Origin of the sequence: Rothia uropygioeca (assembly GCF_004136585.1) — a bacterium.
Taxonomy (GTDB): domain Bacteria; phylum Actinomycetota; class Actinomycetes; order Actinomycetales; family Micrococcaceae; genus Rothia.
Window position 1 is genome coordinate 1 of record NZ_NOIR01000002.1, and the last position, 20300, is coordinate 20300.

General features: G+C 59.6%; 16 protein-coding genes and 1 pseudogene. 6 read left to right on the plus strand and 11 right to left on the minus strand.

The annotated features are described in order from the left end of the window. Positions 1–295: 295 nt before the first annotated feature. From EWR20_RS04360 to EWR20_RS04385, 6 genes and pseudogenes are all read right to left on the minus strand, one after another. Positions 296–514 (minus strand): annotated as a pseudogene (locus tag EWR20_RS04360) (tyrosine-type recombinase/integrase); the annotation flags it as partial. A gap of 426 nt (positions 515–940) precedes the next feature. Beyond that, entirely contained in the window at positions 941–1600 is a 660-nt protein-coding gene (locus EWR20_RS04365) for an Ltp family lipoprotein (protein ID WP_165000951.1), read from the minus strand. A gap of 858 nt (positions 1601–2458) precedes the next feature. Then, on the minus strand, positions 2459–3325 hold the full coding sequence (locus EWR20_RS04370) for a hypothetical protein (RefSeq protein WP_129359440.1): 867 nt from the start codon (positions 3323–3325) through the stop codon (positions 2459–2461). Between the two features lie 495 nt (positions 3326–3820). Beyond that, positions 3821–4525: a benzoate/H(+) symporter BenE family transporter gene (locus EWR20_RS04375; RefSeq protein ID WP_129359441.1), complete on the minus strand. Its 705-nt coding sequence runs from the start codon at positions 4523–4525 to the stop codon at positions 3821–3823. Between the two features lie 529 nt (positions 4526–5054). Further along, positions 5055–5666, minus strand: a complete 612-nt coding sequence (locus EWR20_RS04380) for a hypothetical protein (RefSeq protein WP_129359442.1) — start codon at positions 5664–5666, stop codon at positions 5055–5057. A 175-nt stretch (positions 5667–5841) separates the two neighbouring features. Continuing rightward, positions 5842–6915 (minus strand): GmrSD restriction endonuclease domain-containing protein, encoded by a 1074-nt coding sequence (locus EWR20_RS04385; RefSeq protein WP_129359443.1) that lies wholly within the window; start codon positions 6913–6915, stop codon positions 5842–5844. 316 nt (positions 6916–7231) lie between these two features. Between EWR20_RS04385 and EWR20_RS04390 the strand changes: the two genes are divergently transcribed. Together EWR20_RS04390 and EWR20_RS04395 are read left to right on the plus strand one after the other, a co-directional pair. Beyond that, complete coding sequence (locus EWR20_RS04390; RefSeq protein ID WP_129359444.1) at positions 7232–7696, plus strand: SRPBCC family protein; 465 nt, start codon at positions 7232–7234, stop codon at positions 7694–7696. A gap of 263 nt (positions 7697–7959) precedes the next feature. Then, the gene (locus EWR20_RS04395) at positions 7960–8568 is read left to right on the plus strand and encodes an ANTAR domain-containing response regulator (RefSeq protein WP_371811982.1); all 609 of its coding nucleotides are present in this window, start codon (positions 7960–7962) and stop codon (positions 8566–8568) included. A 67-nt stretch (positions 8569–8635) separates the two neighbouring features. Here EWR20_RS04395 and EWR20_RS04400 read toward each other — a convergent pair whose 3' ends face one another. Then, positions 8636–9106: a hotdog fold thioesterase gene (locus EWR20_RS04400; RefSeq protein ID WP_366150735.1), complete on the minus strand. Its 471-nt coding sequence runs from the start codon at positions 9104–9106 to the stop codon at positions 8636–8638. Between the two features lie 130 nt (positions 9107–9236). Between EWR20_RS04400 and polA the strand changes: the two genes are divergently transcribed. From polA to rpsA, 3 genes are all read left to right on the plus strand, one after another. Beyond that, on the plus strand, positions 9237–11903 hold the full coding sequence (gene polA, locus EWR20_RS04405; protein WP_129360104.1) for a DNA polymerase I: 2667 nt from the start codon (positions 9237–9239) through the stop codon (positions 11901–11903). A gap of 27 nt (positions 11904–11930) precedes the next feature. Next, positions 11931–13277 carry a GNAT family N-acetyltransferase gene (locus EWR20_RS04410; protein ID WP_129359445.1) on the plus strand — a complete coding sequence of 449 codons (1347 nt, stop codon included), beginning with the start codon at positions 11931–11933 and terminating at the stop codon, positions 13275–13277. 243 nt (positions 13278–13520) lie between these two features. Then, positions 13521–15023, plus strand: coding sequence for a 30S ribosomal protein S1 (gene rpsA / locus EWR20_RS04415; protein ID WP_129359446.1), 1503 nt, complete (start codon positions 13521–13523; stop codon positions 15021–15023). Between the two features lie 180 nt (positions 15024–15203). Here rpsA and EWR20_RS04420 read toward each other — a convergent pair whose 3' ends face one another. Continuing rightward, positions 15204–15866 carry an IMPACT family protein gene (locus tag EWR20_RS04420; protein ID WP_129360105.1) on the minus strand — a complete coding sequence of 221 codons (663 nt, stop codon included), beginning with the start codon at positions 15864–15866 and terminating at the stop codon, positions 15204–15206. Positions 15867–15987: 121 nt separating this feature from the next. On the opposite strand from EWR20_RS04420, the gene coaE reads away from it, so the two are divergent. Continuing rightward, a complete protein-coding gene (gene coaE, locus EWR20_RS04425; RefSeq protein WP_129359447.1) occupies positions 15988–16602 on the plus strand; it encodes a dephospho-CoA kinase in 615 nt (204 codons plus the stop codon). Positions 16603–16605: 3 nt separating this feature from the next. Here the strand turns inward: coaE and EWR20_RS04430 are convergent, their stop codons facing one another. The 3 genes from EWR20_RS04430 to EWR20_RS04440 are packed head-to-tail and all read right to left on the minus strand — an operon-like array spanning position 16606 to position 20292. Further along, positions 16606–17490 (minus strand): NAD(P)-dependent oxidoreductase, encoded by an 885-nt coding sequence (locus EWR20_RS04430; protein ID WP_129359448.1) that lies wholly within the window; start codon positions 17488–17490, stop codon positions 16606–16608. 30 nt (positions 17491–17520) lie between these two features. Then, the gene (locus EWR20_RS04435; protein WP_129359449.1) at positions 17521–18876 is read right to left on the minus strand and encodes a four-carbon acid sugar kinase family protein; all 1356 of its coding nucleotides are present in this window, start codon (positions 18874–18876) and stop codon (positions 17521–17523) included. Positions 18877–18900: 24 nt separating this feature from the next. Further along, a complete protein-coding gene (locus EWR20_RS04440; RefSeq protein ID WP_129359450.1) occupies positions 18901–20292 on the minus strand; it encodes a GntP family permease in 1392 nt (463 codons plus the stop codon). Positions 20293–20300: the final 8 nt, after the last annotated feature.

Below are 20300 nucleotides of genomic sequence, written 5' to 3' on the forward strand. Positions count from 1 at the left end.
GGGGGGGGGGGGGCTCCGAGGGTGACGGGAAAGTGGGCGTGACCGTCTGACGGTCACGTGACGGTCACACGGGTGATACATGGTGAGACGTGACCCGAATAAAACCTTGATATTTCGGGCGTATTGGACGCCCTGAGACATAATGAAACCCCGCTTTCCCGCACTCAAAATGCGGATCCTCACGGAGTGTGGGTTCAAGTCCCACCTTGGGTACTAGTCAATAAAACAGCGGACATAGCGTGGTACAAACTTTACTACGCAAGGCCCGCTTTCTTTGTCTCAGTTAGTCATTCGGCTACTCTCCGATCGCCCTCTCCACCGCGTTGGCCGCCTCCCTCGACAGCTCTGGCAGAACGTGCGAGTACGTGTTCATCGTCAATTGAATCGTCGAATGCCCGAGAACCTCCAACACCACATGGGCCGGGACGCCCTGCACCAACATCACCGTCGTCGCCGTATGGCTCGTGTCATGCAACCGGTATGGGGGCGGCTCTGCGAGTTCGAGGATCTTCTCCCACTCCCTTTGGCCGGGATTGTGCGAAACCGTACATCGTCAGGGCTGACCCGATTTTCGGTGTCCTCAACAGACTTCCCAACATGCGTGATCGACCCAACATCGACTCGGTAGACTGCTCGTCACGGTGACAACATCGAGTCCTCAAGAGGCCCTGGCGTGAGCGAGCTGGTCAGGACGCTATATGGGCGAAACCACCCCAACAGAGTTTGATAGACACTGCATCGACTTACACGCTGCGAGCGTTGTCGTCCGGTTCAAGGACGGAGACGTCCAGGCAAGAATTGAAGAGTTTCTGCCGGCAACTGAGCTCAACCTGGATCGAGCTGCTTCAGGGCAGACTGTTGCTGAGCTTGTCTAACGCCTGAATATTGAAGACCCCCACTCACCTTCATTGGTGGGTGGGGGTCTTTGTGTTGAACGTGCCTATTGGTCGAGGTGCTGTACGGCGTAGTCTGCTTCCTCCTGCGTGAACTTCTCGCCATACTCCGAAGTCAGCTGATCGCGGACCGCTTCAGGCGACATGTTCTGCTGAGTTTGGTAGTCCTTGGCCTTTGCCAGTGCGTTGGCATTCCAGTCTGCATTCATGTTGTCGATGGCATACTGTGCGGCTTCCGGGGAGAACTTCTCACCGTACTCTGAGGTCAACTGGTCGTAGATTCCTTGCTTCGACATGTGCATCATCTTTGAGTAAGTTTCCCCCTTTTTCAGCGCCGACTTGTATTCCTTCGGAACTGATGAGCCGGAATTGTCCGACGGAGTCGATTCCTCACTCGGTGCGCTGGCTTCGCTGGTCGCCTGGGGGGCTTCTGCTTCATCAGTGGCAGTGGACTGCGCTTGTGTCTCAGAGGATGAGGCAGCGGACTGGGAGCTGGAGGTCTTGTTGCCGGAATCGCTCGAGTTGTTGCCTGTTATTGCGGAGATTATTGCCCCAATGATCGCGATAACCACGATGAGTCCGAGGCAGCCGAGGCAACCAAATAGACCCTTGCGCTTCTTCTTCGGCGGTTGGTAGTTGCCGTTTTGTCCTTGCCATTGCTGGTTGGGGGACTGGTTGCTCTGAGGCTCGTTGGGGTAGGTTCCCACTTGGTGTCTCCTAGGTGTAGAGGGATAATAATCTGAGTATAAGCAGTGTGCCGAGTAAATGGAGACTGTATGCCTTTTGAGGCGACGGCGACCGAAAGCCTCTGCCGGTTCGACGACGGTCGCAGCGGGCGACGCGGTGCGATGTTGACTCCGGAACCACACGGAATTGAGGCGCAGCAAACCGCGTGAGTGGACATGTGTGGCACAGAAAATATGGCCTGGATTCAGGCGCTTGTAGACCAGAACGTGGTCTTGGTGGCGGTGATTTCAAGGGACCCTGACAGCATGGGGTTGGCCAATGAAAGAGACCCCCATGCACCGTTTGGCGCAAGGGGGTCTTTTGTGCCAATCTGGCCCTAACATGAGCCAACAGGGTGGTAAATCGCCAAATTGGCACTGTGTCGGTGGGTCCCCTCCTCTCTACGCGCTGAGGAGGGGACCCGGCATCACACGAGATGTCGACTCGGTACATGGAAGTCAAGCTGACACATAGCCGACTTCCCCGAGACGACGGTAATATATTACCCCAAGTTGCCTATATATTTCGGTGATTTGGGGCACTGTGTTATGAGGGCGATCCAATGGCCGAATCTGCAATCAAAAGTGATGCCTGGCCCGTTGAGCGCGCGGGAGACCCCTTGTTCTCTTTTCATTTTGTAGCGTCAGCGCTGTTTTCTCGCTTCAACGTCTGTTGATGAGACCCCTCAACCTGACGGCGGTGGTTCAGTTTTGCATAAAATTTGCCGGACGTGGGGAAGGGCCCTGCTCGGTAGAACATGGGGTTGGGTCCGATTCTCTCAAACGGAATTCAGCCCATGAGGCGTTTATTCACGCCAGTTTGTTTTGATTGCCCTGAATCTATTTGAATCCGAGACGCCAGGTGGCCGTGCCATCTGGGTTGACGGAGGAATGGTCCCCGTTCGGGCAGATGTCTTGAAATTTGAGCTTGAGATCCTTGAATACTGCTGTCTCTTTGGTGCCGTCCTCGGTGGTTGCCTGGGGGCGTTTAAGCAATACTTCGTAGTAGGGGAACGCTTTTGAGTTGCACTTTCCTTTTTGGGGATGTCGGCGGTAGTCCTCGTGCCAGGATTCTATGTCGGTGGAGGATATGCCTGCTGTCTCATCTAAGATTCTGTAGGCGCCAGCGCTGTATTCCTTGTGGGTAACGGTGTCGATGACTTTGCCACGGAAGGTGTGGTCCTCTTTCGTGAAAGTCAGAGTCAAATCGTATTGTGCGCCTGGGGTGAATGGGATATCCGATGCGCAGGTCACACCATCATCACCGTCGGCCCCGGGGCGACAGAGATCGGTGTCAACCGGAGCGGCGTTTTCGTTGAAGGAACTGAACCGGACGGAGACTTGGCGATGGCCGTCCTTGGTCGGTTGCATCGGTTGCAGGCCGAAATACCCGGTGCTGTCGGCCTCGGCGTATTGAAATTCATTTGAGAAGAAGAACTGGCGAAGATCGGGTGAATCCTTAATGATCATGGGGAAAGTTATGTCTTTAAAATGGTGTCGGGGCGTTTCGAATATTGGCCAGGTTACTCCGTGACGGTCGATGGTGGGGTCTTCAAGGGACGGTTCCTCGGTGTAGACTGTTGTCTTACTGTTTTGATCGTGAACGCTATCTGGTTCGAATTGGGTGTAAGCCTGTGTGGGCGTGGACGTCGCAATGGGAACAATAAGGGTCAGACAGAAAATTGCCGAAGTGATTTTCCATTTCATAAATATCAACTCCAATGCTGTATTTGTCGTACCGAGCTATGTGCTGGGCCTTGGCCACGCCAGGCGGGGCCCGCGAGAATGAGCATAATCTAACTTTCCCTGAATGGTGTGATTGGTGTGATTGGTGTGTCGTGTGGCTCGTTCACAAATAGAATAGACATTATATATTGTCAATTTTTGACTTTAGGAATTTTGATAACTTTACTGTTGGTTTATTGAACGTGATGGGAAGGCGGCGTGGCATTCGATGGTCCGGTCGAGGAGTCACCTGACGTGTGTTCGTCACGGAGTCCTCGTTGACCGCCGGAATCAGAATCGCGCTGAGTGCGATCTTGACCAAAGCGGATACGTGGCCAGGTCCCTGGCAAGGAATATCTGGTGTCGACTGACGACGCGGTGCGGTGATTCGAGGCCACGGCGGGCCCCCGTAGGAAGCCGGCCCGTTCGGTGGGACTCAGTTTGCAGGTTTTCAGGATTCAGAGGGTCGGGACAAGTTCAGTGACTGCCGATTTGGGGGAGCGGGGGTTGATTCCAGCATTCGCGGATACCGCTGTGGCTGCCGGCGCACGGTTCCCGCTGGGATTCGCTTTTCTCGTTCGAGGACAATCTGCTCGACGGAGATGCCTTGGCGGGGTCCGACGGGTCGAGCGCGGTTGAATAATCTCCAGGCTCGAGGAAGCGCGATGTCACGCATCTGATCAGTAAGCCCCAGAAAGCGGTGTGCATATTGAAGAGGTCGAAGCCGGAAATGGTCACGATGAACGCGGCCAGCGCCTCGGAGGTGCGATGAGTCGCACATGAGGCGACGAACGCCTGACGGAGCGCCTGGAGGGGGTAATCGTCGGATTCTCGGACGTAGAGCCAGCCGTCCATCTTGTCGGTTCGAAGGAATTCGAAAACAATTTCAGGCACCGACGAGATCTCTGGAGCGAGGGGCCAATTTTCCCGCCGGCCCGATCTGATAGCGGTGATTGTCCGTTCGAAGGAGTACGTGCCGAGGTTCGAGGCGGCGTCTCCCAGGTTGTTCAGCGCATCCTCGGTGAGATCGCGATCTAGGTTCCGATTTCCTTCGAACGCCAGCTCTGGGCGCGGTTGCGGGTCGCGCCAAGGATCTGCAATGCGGTGGAAGCGACGACCGCGGTGGAAACGATGGACATCGTTGCTCTTCTCTGATGCGCGAAGATTGTGATGGCTACTCACGGCAATCTAGGCCGACCACCCGGCAATGTACAGAACAGGAATCTTTTTCTTAAAATTCTGATTGCATAAATAACTAAATTTCCGGGTAATCCAGGCCACAATGCGGATCTTCTGATTATGGGGTGTCAGGGGTGCGTGTTCGGGGGAGGTCGCGTCCGGGAGGTCTGGAATCGGGACTCCTAGGCTTCGCTGTTGCTCACGCCGTGAATATCGGGCTGTCAGTTTCCGTGTCAGAGGGAGAAACGCGCTCGCTGGGCCATGCGGGTAAACTCCGAGGTCGGCTGCGCGTCGGCACGCCACGGGGAGGGAAGCGACGACCGCAAGGTCGATCCGCCATGCTGTTCGATTGCTCGAATACCTTCTAGCCCGTTCGCCCCTTGGGTTGTATGTCTGACCGAAACTCGATTTGGGAAATTATATGTCGGAGCCAGAGGCCAGTTTTGTGCAGGCCTCGTGCTCCGACAAACGGACCGTAGCGATATAGTGATTTGTTGAGTCGTACTGTCCTGAAATACGCCTATTTGTGGGACTAAGTAAGTGTGCTCTTTGTTTTTTTTGTGCGCACCACTCCGTCGACTTTGACCGATCTTATGGCGTGTGTAGTTACTGTGGCCCTGCAAAGGTTTTGAGGCCCATTGGCCACGAACTCCATCCCGGAAGTGGTCAATAAGATGCGGTTTCTCCCGTTGTACTCCCAGGTCCCGTGATAGGTGGTGGTATAGGCTCTGAATCCGTTAATTGTGGGTGCAGTGGAATCGTAAGTCGGGGTCGACCATAAACCGTTGTTCCGCTGCGCTCTCCACTTAAGGTCGCCGAGGTTCGTGGGGAAGTAAAATATTATCTTGGCGTCGGTGGCTTTGCTTGAGGCTTGTGCCTCCTCGACCCAAAATCCCCCTCTGGGGTAGTTCGCGACGTTGGAAATCCGGATGATGTTGTCGGTATTGAAGAAGCACTCACTCTTTACCTGCATATTCCCGCTGACCCGTGGGGTGGGTTGTGCGTTGGAAACTGCGTGACTAGGTACAAAAGCTGTTGCTGCCACTACGGGTGCTGCCCACATCGCCCCCTTCGCTAGGACCCTTCGGGAAACTATATTTTTGGCACGTGTTTTCATGGAATCCTTCCAGTGGTATTCGCCCATATGGCGAATCTACTTTACGGAAGAAGTTTTGATAGTCAAAAATTTAATAGCTATACGATCAAATGCTGAATATATAGATATGCGATCAAAAGCACTCGATGGGTCCCTGTTTGCCGCCGCGAAATCCTCCGAAGAAGGTGATGGGCCCCCATTCCACCAGGAGAAATGCAGTAGATCAGCCTTTTGTCTCGCATGCGACGCCGTCGCCGTCGCGGTCCAGGGCTGGCCGATATCCGGGGGAGTCGGCGTACAGGGGTGCTGCTCCGGCGGCTCGAGCCGCCGTGCAATTCGCGTAGTAGGCACCTTCCTGGGCGGGTGCAGCAGGTTCCGCGGGTGCAGCGGGTTCCGCGGGTGCAGGTGCGGCGGGCTCGACCGGAGCGGGAGCCGGAGCCGGTGCTTCGGTGGGTGTCGGTTGCTCTGATGCAGGCACTTCCTCCGGCGCGGGGTCTGCCGTTTGCCCGACCTCCGGAGCATCGGTACCGGACGGCAGGACTTCCCCGGGGCATCCTTCAAGAATGCCTTCGATGGCGTCCTTCTCGGCCTTCGTGACCCACAGATGGTAGTTGGTCTTTACCGCGATCTGCCGCGAAACGTAGTCGCATCGGAACTGTTTGTTGGACGGCAACCAGGTGGCGGCGTCACCGTCGCTCTTGCCTTGGTTCGTGGGGCCGTCGACGGCGAGGAGGTTCAGCGGATCGTTCGCCAATTGCTTCCTCTCCTTGCTGGTCAGTTGTTGAGCGCCTGTCTGCCATGCGTTCGAGAGGCTGACCACATGATCGATCTGGACCGCGCTGCTGGTGGACTTGCCGGCAGTGAAGGCGATGTCCTTGCCGGTGTAAGGGTCCACCAGGTTGCCCGAGGTCACTTTGCAATCCTGTGTGCCGGGCTTGTAGGACACCGCGGACAGATCGCGGCTCAGAACGTCGTTGCGCGTATCGCATCCGTTCTGGTCGGTGTCAGCCCACGCGCGGCCGAACTTTTTGCGCTTGTAACCCGTCTTCGGCGCTTTGCCCTTCACGGGTAGGGCTTCAAGTGCGGTGAGGGCGTCGTCGCCGGTTGCTTGGACATCGGAGACCTCAACGATCGGCGTCGTGGAGGGAGCTGCCGATGACTCCGCGGCGGCTTCGGAAGAAGCGCCCGTTGCGCAACCGGCAAGGGAGAGAACAAGGGCGACGCCGGCGCCTGCGATTCGCATTCCGCGACCGTGTCGAGAAGCGAATTCGGGCAGGGGGGATCTATGCAAAGACATGGGTGGCTCCAAGTGAAGTGAGGGACATTCGAAGTGTATGGGCAGGACACGCCGGAAACCGCATCTGACACGAACTCTTTTTGTCGTGTCCGGGGGGTATCGGCTGTCCGATTGGTTCATCCCGATGCGTCAGCCGAATGCAGCGGCTCACCCCGCGGACCCCGTCACTGCCGCAGTCGCCGAGGCTCTCGCCCTGGAAATCAGCTCTTGGCTGATCGTCAAGCGTGGTGGCGGCCACTAGGGTTGATGGTGTCCAGGTTTCCGCCGAAGGTCATTCCGACGCGGCAGCCACTGCAGTCAAGCAGAGGAGAACCATATGTCCGAGACGACTTCGATTACCGTTTCCCGCTCCATCGACGAGCCATCCGACAAGATCTTCGACCTCCTGAGCAATCCGGAGCGCCACCATGAATTCGACGGATCCGGCTACGTCGTCTCCGACGACAAGACCGACCGTATTCAGAAGACGGGCGACGTCTTCCGTATGAATATGAACGGCCCGCACATGGGCGGCGATTACAAGACGGACAATTACGTCACGGGATTCGACGAGAACAAGCTCGTAGCCTGGCAGACGGCACCTGCCGGTGAGGAGCCTCCGGGCTGGGAATGGACCTGGAGCCTGGAATCCACGGGCTCGTCATCGGCCGACGTGACGTTGACCTACGACTGGTCCAAGATGGATCCCAAGGCCGCCGAAGAGCTGGGCATGCCCTTGGTTTCCCAGGAGCAGTTGGAGGAGTCTCTCGAACAGCTCGCCAACGCCGTCTCCGGCGAATAACCCTGCCGACTCAAGTTTTTGGGTAGGATCACGAGCCCGGTGCCGCTTCGAACGAAGCGGCACCGGGCTCTGTTCTCTGCGTTCGCTGCCCCTTGGCGTGAAGCAATGTTCACAGGCAGCCACTCTGACGAGCACGGATTGACCAGTTGGACGTAAACTAGCGTTTGAGTAAGGACTTTAAGTCCGAGCCGCACGGCGGCACGGACAACTACGTGACGTTAGAGGAGAACAAGGTGACAGAGCCGACGCCCGATCAGGAGAATCTGGACCTCGAAGTGCCCGCTCCGGAAGCGGAGCAGGTCGACAAGCGCAGGGTCGTCGTCGCAGAAGACGAAGCCCTGATCCGGCTCGACATCGTGGAGATTCTCAAGGACCAAGGGTTCGACGTCGTTGCCGAGGCCGGCAACGGGGAAGAGGCCGTGGAACTGACGAAAGAACATGAGCCCGACGTGGTGCTCATGGACGTCAAAATGCCCAAGATGGACGGCATCAGCGCCGCAGAAGTGATTGCCAAGGAACGCATCGCCCCCGTGGTGTTGTTGACCGCCTTCAGCCAGAAAGAACTCGTGGATCGGGCCACGGAGGCGGGGGCAATGGCCTACGTGGTCAAGCCGTTCACCGAGAATGACCTGATTCCTTCGATCGAGGTGGCAGTCAGCCGCTTTGAGCAGATCAAGGCACTCGAGAAAGAAGTCACCGGTCTCAAGGAACAATTCGAAACCCGGAAGTTGGTCGAGCGAGCCAAATCGTTGCTCACCACCAAAATGGGCCTCACCGAACCGGAAGCATTCCGCTGGATCCAGAAGACCTCGATGGATCGCAGGCTCTCCATGCGAGAAGTTGCGGAGACCATCGTTTCCCAGGTCGCTTGAGCTACCTGATCAGGGATTGCCAGGGCCGTAGCCCGCTATGCGTCAAGCGGCTCGTGCGATCTCGGTTCTAGCGGCGGTCGACCAACAAGTTCGTGATCCGTGCCGTCGAGAGGCGACGGCCGGCATCGTCGGTCATCACGACCTCATGGATACAGAGCGTTCGCCCGACGTGGATCGGCGTACACGTGCCGGTGACCCATCCGCTCGAAGCGGCACGTTGGTGCGTTGCGTTGATATCCACGCCCATGGGCTGTTTGCCCTCTCCTCCGGCCAAACCTGACGCAACAGAACCGAGAGTCTCCGCCAGAACCAAATGCGCCCCGCCGTCGAGGAGCCCAAACGGTTGTTCATTCCCCTCAACCGGGAACTTGGCGACCATGAGGTCCGGGCCCATGGTTTCGAAGACGATCCCCAACTTCTCCGCCAAACCGCCCAAACCGTTCCGAGCGAAGCGTGAATGGTACTGTTCCGGCACTCCTGCCCTGATCAGAGAATCGGTATAGGGGTTATTCGTCATCGTCTCGCTCAAACTCGTCACTGCCTGTGATTAGGATTGGTAGGTGACTTCCGCATCCGAGACAACGCCCGCCGAGGAGGCCACCGTGGCCGAGCATACCCCTGAACCCGCCGATCCCGCCGAGAACGCAGGGGAGCGCAAACGACTCCTCATGATCGACGGCCACTCCATGGCATTCCGTGCATTCTTTGCGGTGCCCGTGGACCGTTTTTCCAACTCCGCTGGGCAGCACACCAACGCAATCCACGGCTTCACGTCGATGCTGCTCACCATGGTCCGCCAGCTTCAACCCACTCACGTGGCCGTGGCCTTCGACCTGAGCGGGCCGACATTCCGGTCCGAGGAGTACACCGAATACAAAGGAGGACGTGCCGAGACCCCCGAGGAATTCTCCGGGCAGATCGAGTACATCCAAAAGGTACTGGACACCCTGAACATCCCGTGGATCACGGTCGAAGGATTCGAAGCCGACGACATCATCGCGACCGGCTCCAAATTGGCCGAGAACGCGGATGCCGATACCGTCGTCGTCTCGGGCGACCGGGACGCTTTCCAGCTCATCTCTGAGACCACTCACGTGCTCTACCCGACCAAGGGGATCTCCGATATCCCGCCGAGGACGGCAGAGGACATCGAGGAGAAATACGGCGTCGGGCCGGACAGGTACCGTCACGTCGCCGCGCTGGTGGGGGAAACCGCAGACAATTTGCCCGGCGTACCGAAGGTTGGACCGAAAACGGCCAGCAAGTGGATTAATCAGTACGGGGATTTGCAGTCCGTGATTGACCACGCGGACGAGATCGGTGGGAAGGTTGGAGAGAACCTCCGTGCCCACCTCGATGACGTCCGTCGCAACTTCCGTCTTAACGAGCTCAAGCGCGACGTCGATTTGCCCGTCACCTTCGCCCAGATGGAGCGTCGGGAGCCGGACCTCGAGGCGATGGATGAACTGTTCGACGAGCTCGAATTCAATCGCCTCCGCAAGCGGGTCCGCGTGGACCTGGTCAAGGCCGAACCGGAACCTCAGATCGAGATACCCGGGCGTCACGAAATTCTCACGCCGGACGAACTGGCGCAGGTCGTCGCCGAGCCGGGAACATCTCTGGCTCTGACGCTCGAGCAGGACTACCGGGCAGGCGATGTCCTGTTCCTGGCCACGCGTGAGTCCGTCGGATCTGTGCGTCTGGAACAGGCCGATGCCAATCTGACCGAGGCTCTGTCTTCCACATTGAACGACCGCGCGGGCGACCTGCTGGTCTCCGACCTCAAAGAGCTGGTCAAGGCGTTGCGAGAGCTCGGTTACGAGCTTCCCGACGCCGGCCGGGATCTCGCCCTCGAAGCTTTCGTCCTGCGCCCCGGAGCACGCGGATACAGCCCTCAGGAACTTGCTGCCGAATTCACGACTTACGATTTCGGTACCAAACTCAAGAAACCGACCGCCGCGGCGCTGAAAAAGGAATCCGAGGAATCGAGGGAGAAGAACACCTCGGTAAGCCTCGATCGTTTCGCCTCTGCTGCCTGGCTGATGCACGAAGCCGCAGATGTAATAGCCGAACGCCTGGCCGAGCACGGGTGGGCCAAAAAGATCTTGGATGATATCGAGGTCCCGTTGTCGCATGTCCTGCTCGACATGGAGACCAACGGGATCGCGATGGACGTGCAAGAGCTGGACACCCTGCAAGGGAATTTTCAGGCTGAGATCGACACCGCGCAACGCAACGCGGATCAGGTGGTCGGAGAAGCCGTCAAACTCTCCTCGCCCAAACAGTTGCAGACGGTCCTGTTCGAGACCCTGGATCTGCCCAAGACGCGCAAGATCTCCTCGGGGTACACCACCGACGCGTCTTCGTTGCAAGAGCTCATGACCAAACTCGAGCCGGGCACCAAGGGCCATGATTTCATGGGGTATCTCCTGCGCTACCGCGAGTTCACCAAGCTCCAGCAATTCGTCACCGCGCTCAAGGACGCGACGACGGCGTCGAATCGGGTGCACACGACATTCGGCCAGACCACGGCGGCCACGGGACGGCTCTCCTCGATCAATCCGAACCTCCAGAACATCCCGGTCCGGACGGCCGAGGGCAAACGGATCCGCAATTCGTTCGTCTGCGGTGCCGAATACGAGACTCTGTTGACGGCGGACTACTCCCAGATCGAGATGCGCATCATGGCACATCTGTCCCAGGACGAGGGTCTGATCGACGCCTACAAATCGGGGGAGGACCTCCACCGATTCGTGGGTTCGCAGGTTTTCGGTGTCGCCCCGGAAGACGTCACCTCGGAAATGCGCTCGAAGGTCAAGGCCATGAGCTACGGGCTGGCCTACGGTCTGTCGAGTTACGGTCTGTCGAAGCAGCTGAACATTTCCGTGGACGAGGCGCGCGGGTTGATGAGCAACTACTTCAAACGTTTCGGCGCAGTGCGCACATACTTGCGTGAAGTAGTCGATGAGGCCAAGAAGGTCGGCTACACGGAGACAATGTTCGGCCGCAGGCGCTACCTTCCGGACTTGGATTCCTCGAACCGTCAAGTGCGGGACAATGCGGAACGTGCCGCGCTCAACGCCCCGATCCAGGGCTCGGCCGCCGATATCATCAAGATCGCGATGCTTGGCGTTGACCGGCGATTGCGCGAGGAAAAGCTTTCGACCCGAATGGTGCTTCAGATCCACGATGAACTCATCCTCGAGGTCACCGAAGGGGAATACGAGGCGGCGGAGGCCATTCTCCGCGAGGAAATGTCCAACGCCGTCACACTCCGGGTGCCCCTCGAGGTCCAGGTGGGTCACGGACGCTCCTGGAACGACGCCGCTCACTAGCTGAACCGTCAATCGAAGAGGAACCACATGAGTTTGAAGCCTTTTGAGATCAGAGAAGCACTCGGTGCCGATGGCAAGGCCACCGAGGCCTACCGGCGTTTCCACGGGCGGGTGCAACGCGGCTTCCACGAAGACCCGGGAACGCGAGACGTGCAGGACTACCAGGCACAGGAGTATCAGCACGAAGGATTCGTCTACCGAGGATACGAAGAGACAGATCCGGCACCCGAATGGGCCGGTACGACCCCGAGGCCAGTTTCGACGATCGTCGGCTTTCCCCGGGCCATGAACGTAGGCGCTGCAACCATTGGAACGTGGGCTATTTCGGGTGTAGGTGTTGCTTCCTCCCATCGGCGCCGGGGTCTCCTGCGGACGATGATGACCGAAGAACTCCAGACTGCCCAGCGTGAAGGCTTTGCTCTCTCGGCGTTGACCGCTTCGGAAGGCGGAATCTACGGACGCTTCGGGTACGGGGTGAGCACTCGGTTCTGCGACTACGAGTTGGATATTCGGCGTCGCCCGCAAGTGCTGGCCAGCGCATTGGAGTCGACCGGAGCGATCCGCGGCAGCGTCCTCGAAGCCGAACCGCTCAAAATGTTGGGGCTCGCGGAAGAGCTGGCGCAGAGGATAGTGCGGATCCGCCCGGGCCAGGTGAATCGGCTTCGGACTCACATCAAGGACACCCTGGGAATCGTCGATCTGCACAACAACTCGATCGAGGTGGCGCGTAACCGAGAGGCTTTCGTCTATAGCGGGGTTTCGGGGCCCGAGGGCTTCTTGGTCCTTGAGCACCAGGGGTATGAGTCGGACCCTCCTAGGGCGAAGATCGTGGACTTCCAAGCCGCCACGTCAGCCGCTTCGGTCGGTCTATGGAACCACCTTTTCACGGTGGATCTGTTGGACGTCGTCGACTTCAAAGACGCTCCAGGGATGGCATTGTCCTCGATCTTGCAGGATCCCAGGGCCGTGAGGTCCAAGGGCGAGGCCGATCTCATCTGGACCCGTATTCTGGACGTGGTCAAGGTTCTCGAGGCACGTTATTACGGTCGTGACGGCGAGATCGTCCTGCTGGTTGATGATCCGCTGGGTCTGATCACCGGCGCTTATGCCCTTGAAATCCGCAACGGTGCGGCAAAGGTGACTCCGGCCGACGGTCTGGGGACACCGGGCCAGCGTGGGGACCACGCAAAGGACGATTGTGCCCTCTCGCCTTCTGCCGCCAGGGTGCGTTTCCCCGCGGACCGGTTGGCCTCTGCGGTATTCCGGGGCTGCGCTCTTGAGGCTCAGTACGGAGTGGTGCTCGGAGAAGGGGCCGAAGAAGCCGCAGAAATGTTCGCGGTCAAGAGCGAACCGTACTGCGATTTCGGTTTCTAACGACGCCCACGAGACGGATCTTTCTCGCGGAAAGCAATCATTCGCCGAATCCTCCGGGAGGTTCCGCAGACATCGGCGTGTTTTGGGCTTTTACGCGTTGACCCGACTTGCGTCAAGCCATAGACTTAGTGGGCGCACCATGTGCGCGCAGTCCAATAAATGTTCGGCTTCGTCCCTAGACCGCCGCAAGGCGGGTCGGAGTCGACCGAGTAAGTAATCTATCCACATCGGAGCCCCTACTACATGACCACCAACACCCCGCAGGTCGCGATCAACGACATCGGAACCGAAGAAGAGTTCCTCAAGGCCGTTGACGAGACCATCAAGTACTTCAACGACGGCGACCTTGTTTCTGGCGAAGTTGTCAAGGTTGACCGCGACGAAGTTCTGCTGGATATCGGGTACAAGACCGAAGGCGTCATCCCGTCCCGCGAACTTTCCATCAAGCACGACGTCGATCCCGGTGAAGTTGTTGCCGTTGGTGATGAGGTTGAGGCTCTCGTCCTGACCAAGGAGGACAAGGAAGGCCGTCTGATCTTGTCCAAGAAGCGCGCTCAGTACGAGCGTGCCTGGGGCGACATCGAGAAGATCAAGGAAGAGGACGGCGTCGTTACCGGCACCGTCATCGAGGTCGTCAAGGGCGGCCTCATCCTGGACATCGGTCTCCGTGGCTTCCTCCCCGCATCCCTCGTGGAGATGCGCCGCGTTCGCGACCTGGCTCCTTACATCGGCCAGGAGATCGAGGCCAAGATCATCGAGCTGGACAAGAACCGCAACAACGTGGTCCTTTCCCGCCGTGCATGGCTCGAGCAGACCCAGTCCGAGGTTCGCTCCTCGTTCCTCAACAAGTTGGAAAAGGGGCAGGTCCGCACGGGCGTTGTCTCCTCCATCGTCAACTTCGGTGCATTCGTGGACCTGGGCGGCGTGGACGGACTCGTTCACGTTTCCGAGCTGTCTTGGAAGCACATCGACCACCCCTCGGAGGTCGTCGAGGTCGGTCAGGAAGTCACCGTCGAGGTTCTCGAGGTGGATCTGGACCGCGAGCGTGTTTCGCTTTCGCTCAAGGCAACCCAGGAAGATCCGTGGCAGACCTTCGCCCGCACTCACGCGCTGGGTCAGGTCGTTCCCGGTAAGGTCACCAAGCTGGTTCCCTTCGGTGCGTTCGTTCGCGTCGAAGACGGCATCGAGGGCCTCGTGCATATCTCCGAGCTGGCTGTCCGCCACGTGGATCTGGCCGAGCAGGTCGTCTCCGTCGGAGATGAGCTCTTCGTCAAGGTCATCGATATCGACCTGGACCGCCGCCGCATTTCGTTGTCCCTCAAGCAGGCCAACGAGGGCGTCGATCCCGACGGCACCGAGTTCGACCCGGCCATGTACGGCATGGCCGCGGAGTACGACGAGCAGGGCAACTACAAGTACCCCGAGGGCTTCGACCCCGAGACCAACGAATGGCTCGAGGGTTACGAGACTCAGCGCGCAACCTGGGAGCAGCAGTACGCTGACGCTCAGGCTCGCTGGGAAGCCCACAAGGAGCAGGTCCGCAAGGCCCTGGCCGAAGATGCCGACGCAGCAGCAACCGCCGCAACCGGTTCGGCTTCGTCTTCCTCCTCTTCGTCGTCTTCCTCCTCGAATGCAGCTCCGGCTCCGTCCAGCTACTCCTCCGAGGTTCCGGCAGCCGATTCCGGCACACTGGCTTCGGACGAGGCACTGGCTGCACTGCGCGAGAAGCTCACCGGCAACAACTAAACCGGTAAAGCTCCCGTAGCGGGATTGCTGAGACGAATGGCCCCTCACCGTACGGTGAGGGGCCATTCGCGTTCCCGGGGCAAAACTCAACGGCCGGCGGAAGAGACAGTTCCGCTCCTTGTCTTTTTCACTGGATGCATCCTCCAGCCGAATGAGCGGTCGCGGTGCGAAGGACGTTATCTACCGATCGACCCATTCCGTGCCGCCCCACACCAGATTCAATTCCCCCGACGACGCCGATGCGAGAAGGTTTTCGGCCTCGTTGAGTTGGGCTTCTGTGTCCGTGACCGCGATATTCAGCGTCGCATGGGAAGCGCCGTAGTCGGTTCCCAGAACCGCGACTGCAGATGCGCGAAGCTCATTCTCGAGGCGGCCAGCCTCCGCGTGAGGCATGTCGATCCGACCCTGCCGAAGTCTCTGCCTGGAAGCAAAATGCGCGGCGTCGAGCGCCCGTACGGTCGCGTCCGTATAGGCTCGCACCAAACCGCCGGCACCCAACTTGATTCCGCCGAAGTACCTGACCACCACCGCGCACAGGTCGGACAGATCGGTCACCGACTCATCGTCCTGCCTGGTTCGGTGGGAAATCAGTGCCTGGAGGATGGGGATCCCCGCGGTACCTGCCGGTTCACCGTCGTCGGAAGAACGCTGGATCTCACGGTCCGCTCCGAGGACGAAGGCCGAACATACGTGCCGTGCATCGTGGTACCGCCTTCGCAACAATTCGATGTACGCGCGGGCCTGCTCCTCGGTTTCGACGCGGGCCACGTGTCCGATGAACTCGCTCTTCTTGATCTCCAGCACGGTCTCGACCGGCCCGTTTCCGGACAGGACGGTGTACATGCGGGCGCGGGTTTCGAAAGAATCGGTCACTCATCCAGTCTATTCCGGTCGATTCGGATTACCGTGCCCGCCGACGGATAAGGTGGGGAACGCAAGTACGCGGTAGGAGAGGAAGCGACCAATGACAGATTCGGTCAAGCACGTGGGCCTGACGGGCGGCATAGGTTCCGGCAAGTCGACCGTCGCGCGATTGCTGACGGACCACGGGGCCGTCCTGGTGGACGCCGACGCGATCTCCCGTGAGCTCATGGTCGCCGGCTCGCCGGTTCTGGACGAGGTAGCACAAGAATTCGGTCCTGACGTCCTGGACGAATCCGGTTCACTCGATCGGGCCGGGCTGGCCCGTATCGTGTTCGGCGACGACTCCGCGCGCGAACGCTTGAACGGGATTGTGCATCCAGCGGTCCGGGCCGAATCGAAGCGCCTGGTCGATGAGTCGACCTCGAAATCGGGGTTCTCCGGCGTCATCGTCCAGGACATTCCGCTTCTCGTCGAGACCGGCCAGGGAGACAAATTCGACGGTGTGATCGTGGTCGAGGCTCCGGAGCATGTGCGGATCGAACGGTTGGTCTCGACGCGTGGGATGAGCGAGGATGACGCCCGAGCCCGCATCAGGTCCCAAGCGACCGACGACCAACGGCGGGCCGTAGCGACCTGGACCATCGACAATTCAGGAAGCCAGGAAGAGACCGCCGCACAGGTCGATCGCCTGTGGGGGGAGTTGACCGACGGTTAGGGCTCAGCGGTCCCGTTCACGGAGCATCTGGTAGACCACGGAGTCGTCCTTGCGGCCGAGCCCTTCCCGGCGACCTCTCAAGTACACCTGCTCCGCCGCTGAAGCGAGCGGAACCGGCTGGTCTGCGGCCCGGGCCGCGTCGGTCACGAGCCCCATGTCCTTGACGAAAATATTCAGGGCGGACCGGGCTTCGTCGAACTCCTCGTTGACCATACGAGATCCCCGATCCTGGAACATGAAGGATTGAGCGGCTCCGCCATTGAGCACTTCGTGGCACTGAGCGACGTCGAGCCCCATCGAATCCGCGAGAGCCAGGGCTTCCCCCGCGGCGGCGATGTGCACTCCGCACAGCAATTGGTTCACGACCTTGAACTTCTGGCCGTCGCCCGGCTCCGGTCCGACCACCGGGCAATTCGAACCCAGGGCGTCCAGCAGGGGCTTGACGGAAGCGACGTCTTTGTCACTGCCGCCCACCATGATGAGAAGGTCGCCCGTGCCGGCACGGGCAACGCCGCCGGAGACGGGCGCGTCGACGATGTGTTGGGTCAACGGTTCCAGAGCCCGTGCAGCACGCTGCACAGCGGCCAGGCCGACCGTGGACATGATGAGGAGCGTGGTCCCGGACGAAAGAACATCAGCGATGCCGTCCTCGCCGAACAGCACCGCATCCAACTGAGGTCCCGTCGCGACCATGATGACGACAACGTCCGCACCCATGGCAGCCTCACGGGCCGAATTCGCGGTATCAACGAGCGGTGCGACCGATTCGAGCACGGCCGGATTCAGATCGAATGCCGTGACCGCGTGGCCTGCTCGGGCCGCGACCGTGGCCATGGGGGCGCCCATCGCGCCCAGTCCAATCCAACCGATGGAACTTTTCTGATTCATGTTGTCCGTTCTGTGATTCGTGGCGATTGTTCAGCGTGAGGCGGCCTGGAGGCGCTCGATGACCTCCGCGAGAGCATCGCGGCTGCCCACGTTTCCGGGGAAGACCACATAAGGGCAGTCTCGAACATTCTCGGGAGCGTGTTCCGGTTTGAAGAGCGAAATCTGACCGGGGAAGAACTGGCCCTCAACCCTCGCGAGGCGGATACCCAGGCCCCGATGGGCAACTTCATGGGAGGTGATTCCTCCTTTGGCGACGATCCAGGCTGGGAGAGCATCGCGGCTCCTTTCCACGACCTCTACCACCGCATCGGAGACGCTTCTGGCAATGTCGAGGGACTCGGCCGGGTCCGAAGTCGAGACGAGTTTCCGGCTGGTGTAGACGGCGACGTCGTTGTTCTTCAGGCCCTCTCGGATCGTCTGGACCGTCCGGTTCAGGTGGTGGTCCCGTCGGCTCGGATCGAGAAGCTGTTCCACATCGATTTCGATTTCGGTCAGGCTCCCGCGTCGCTGAATTTCCTCGAGCTGTTGCGTGGTGAGGCCGACGTGGGAGCCTACCACCACAAGGCCGTGACGTAGTCTGTCGCCGCTCAGGGATATGTCCGACGGCCCGAGAATGCGGGGCTCGGTTTGACCGGCGAGAGGGCGGACAAAAGACGGACCGCACCGTGTGACGAAGTGATGTCCACGAGCTTCCAATTCGGTCACGGCGTCGACGACGACCTCCATGTCCGAGTAATCGGTCGCGTTGACGACGACCCACGTTCTGTTCGAGGCTCCGGCGAGAATCTCGGCAACTTTTTCCCGCCCTCCGGAGCGGATGTCGTCGAGCGAGAGGCTGAGGACCTCGGAAGCCTGGACCGTACCGTCGGATTTTTCCTCGAGGAACTTCGTGAGGTCGGAATGATGGTAGCCAAACGTTGCGTCCCGTGCGAAGTCTGTGTCCTCGACTCTTCGCGCTGCCCCGTCGACCTTGGCGTAGTGGACATTGCCTTCCGTGAAGCGGCCCGCTTCGATCATCGCGGGGCAGAACAGGAACGCGTCGACGTCGACGCCGTGCTCGGAGAGAACGTCGGCCAGCGCATTGGGCTCCGCAACCACGTGACCCCTGAGGGTGGAGTCCGACCGGGAGACCACGTGCAGAGGCGTCTCATCACTCTGGGGCGAGGCTTCCAAGAATTCACTCAGAGTCCTGCGGTTCAGCGAGACCGCGGCGTTCTCTTCCAAGGCCCGAGTATTGGTGAGTGTGAAGCACGTGGAACCCGGCTGTTCCAAAGACCCCGTGAGGATTCCGGGGTCTTGTTCGAAGGCGACGGGAACATCGTGGACGCATTGCGAACCGGTGGGGTCGTCGTCGAGAACGAGCAATCGTCGGGGTGAATTAAGCATGGTGAAACTCCTTCGGAGAAGAAATCAGGCGAGGGTGGAGACCACCGGCCACATGACCAGGGCCACGAAGAAGCCGACGATCGATGTTGCCGTGGTCAGAACCGTGTAGGACTTGAGCCCCGTTGCGGTGTTGACCTGGTTGTATCGGGACCACACCCAGAACAGGGAGTCGTTGACGTGGGAGAGGGCCATCGAGCCGATGCCGATGGTGACCGCCACGAGTGCTACCTGCAACGGAGCGAGACCGAGCGATGCCACCAGAGGCGCGACGAGTGGCGCGGTGGTCAGGGTCGCCACGGTTGCGGAACCCTGGGCCGCGCGAATCAGGGCTGACATCAACCACGCCATCACCAAGATGTGCAGACCCGTACCGGCCAGGGCATTGGCGACGGCGTCGGCGACTCCGGTTTCTTGGAGCACATGCCCGAAGGTGCCACCGGCTCCGGTGATGAGGATGACCGCTGCTACCGGCGGAAGGGAGGAGTTGATGACGTCCTCGGCCTGGGTCAGCCCCCAGCCTCTACGGTAGCCGAGGACGACGGTTGCGATGACGACGCCGATGACGAGAGCCATCGGAGAGGCCCCCACGAAGGAGAAGAACTGAACGACCCCGTTGTCCGCAGGCAGAGTCATGGAGGTGATGGTTTGGGACATGATCAGAACCAGCGGGATCAGGATCATGAGAATCACGACCCAAGCGCGCGGCGGATTGTCGACCTTCGGGAAAGACTGGGTCGATTCCTCGTCGAAATCCTCACCGGCTTCCTGCATCTCCGCCGCCGAGATGGCCGGGACGGGAGAAAATACACGGCGGGTGATGAACGGGATCATCAGTTGCGAGGCGAACCACATGATGATTGCCGGAACCAGTCCCAGGAGGAGCACCATGCCGATATTCGCGCCCATGACCTGCGCTCCGCCCACGATGCCCGGGTGCGGAGGAAGCACCACGTGCACCGTCAGGAGGCCCATGACGGTGGGGAGAGCGTAATTGAGCATGTTGCCTTGAAGACGGCGTCCGACCGACAAGATGATCGGCATGAGGACGATGAGGGCGACATCGACGAACACGGGGATGCCGAAGATGAAAGCGGCCGCCCCGAGTGCCCAAGGAGCTCGGTTGGGACCGAATTTGGTGAGCAACATCTTGGCCAGGACATCGGCTCCGCCTGAGACCTCGATAATGCGACCCATCATGGCACCGAGCGTCACGATGAGAGCAACCGACCCGAGGGTCGAGCCCATGCCGTCTTCCAGCATGGGGACGATCTTGTCCAGAGGAACTCCGGCGGCCAGTGCCAGGCCGACCGAGACCAGGAGCAATGCGAGGAACGGGTGGGCTTTTGCCTTGATGATGAGCGCCAGGATGACGACGACAGCGGCCAATCCCAAAAGGACGAGAGTTACCGGGGACATGAAATCTC

Coding starts and splice junctions, on each gene's coding strand:
- polA (WP_129360104.1), top strand. CDS start 9,237: ATGATCGACGGCCACTCCATGGCATTCCGTGCATTCTTTGCGGTGCCC.
- EWR20_RS04370 (WP_129359440.1), bottom strand. CDS start 3,325: ATGAAATGGAAAATCACTTCGGCAATTTTCTGTCTGACCCTTATTGTT.
- EWR20_RS04390 (WP_129359444.1), top strand. CDS start 7,232: ATGTCCGAGACGACTTCGATTACCGTTTCCCGCTCCATCGACGAGCCA.
- EWR20_RS04420 (WP_129360105.1), bottom strand. CDS start 15,866: ATGTACACCGTCCTGTCCGGAAACGGGCCGGTCGAGACCGTGCTGGAG.
- EWR20_RS04410 (WP_129359445.1), top strand. CDS start 11,931: ATGAGTTTGAAGCCTTTTGAGATCAGAGAAGCACTCGGTGCCGATGGC.
- coaE (WP_129359447.1), top strand. CDS start 15,988: ATGACAGATTCGGTCAAGCACGTGGGCCTGACGGGCGGCATAGGTTCC.
- EWR20_RS04430 (WP_129359448.1), bottom strand. CDS start 17,490: ATGAATCAGAAAAGTTCCATCGGTTGGATTGGACTGGGCGCGATGGGC.
- EWR20_RS04380 (WP_129359442.1), bottom strand. CDS start 5,666: ATGGGCGAATACCACTGGAAGGATTCCATGAAAACACGTGCCAAAAAT.
- EWR20_RS04385 (WP_129359443.1), bottom strand. CDS start 6,915: ATGTCTTTGCATAGATCCCCCCTGCCCGAATTCGCTTCTCGACACGGT.
- rpsA (WP_129359446.1), top strand. CDS start 13,521: ATGACCACCAACACCCCGCAGGTCGCGATCAACGACATCGGAACCGAA.
- EWR20_RS04440 (WP_129359450.1), bottom strand. CDS start 20,292: ATGTCCCCGGTAACTCTCGTCCTTTTGGGATTGGCCGCTGTCGTCGTC.
- EWR20_RS04435 (WP_129359449.1), bottom strand. CDS start 18,876: ATGCTTAATTCACCCCGACGATTGCTCGTTCTCGACGACGACCCCACC.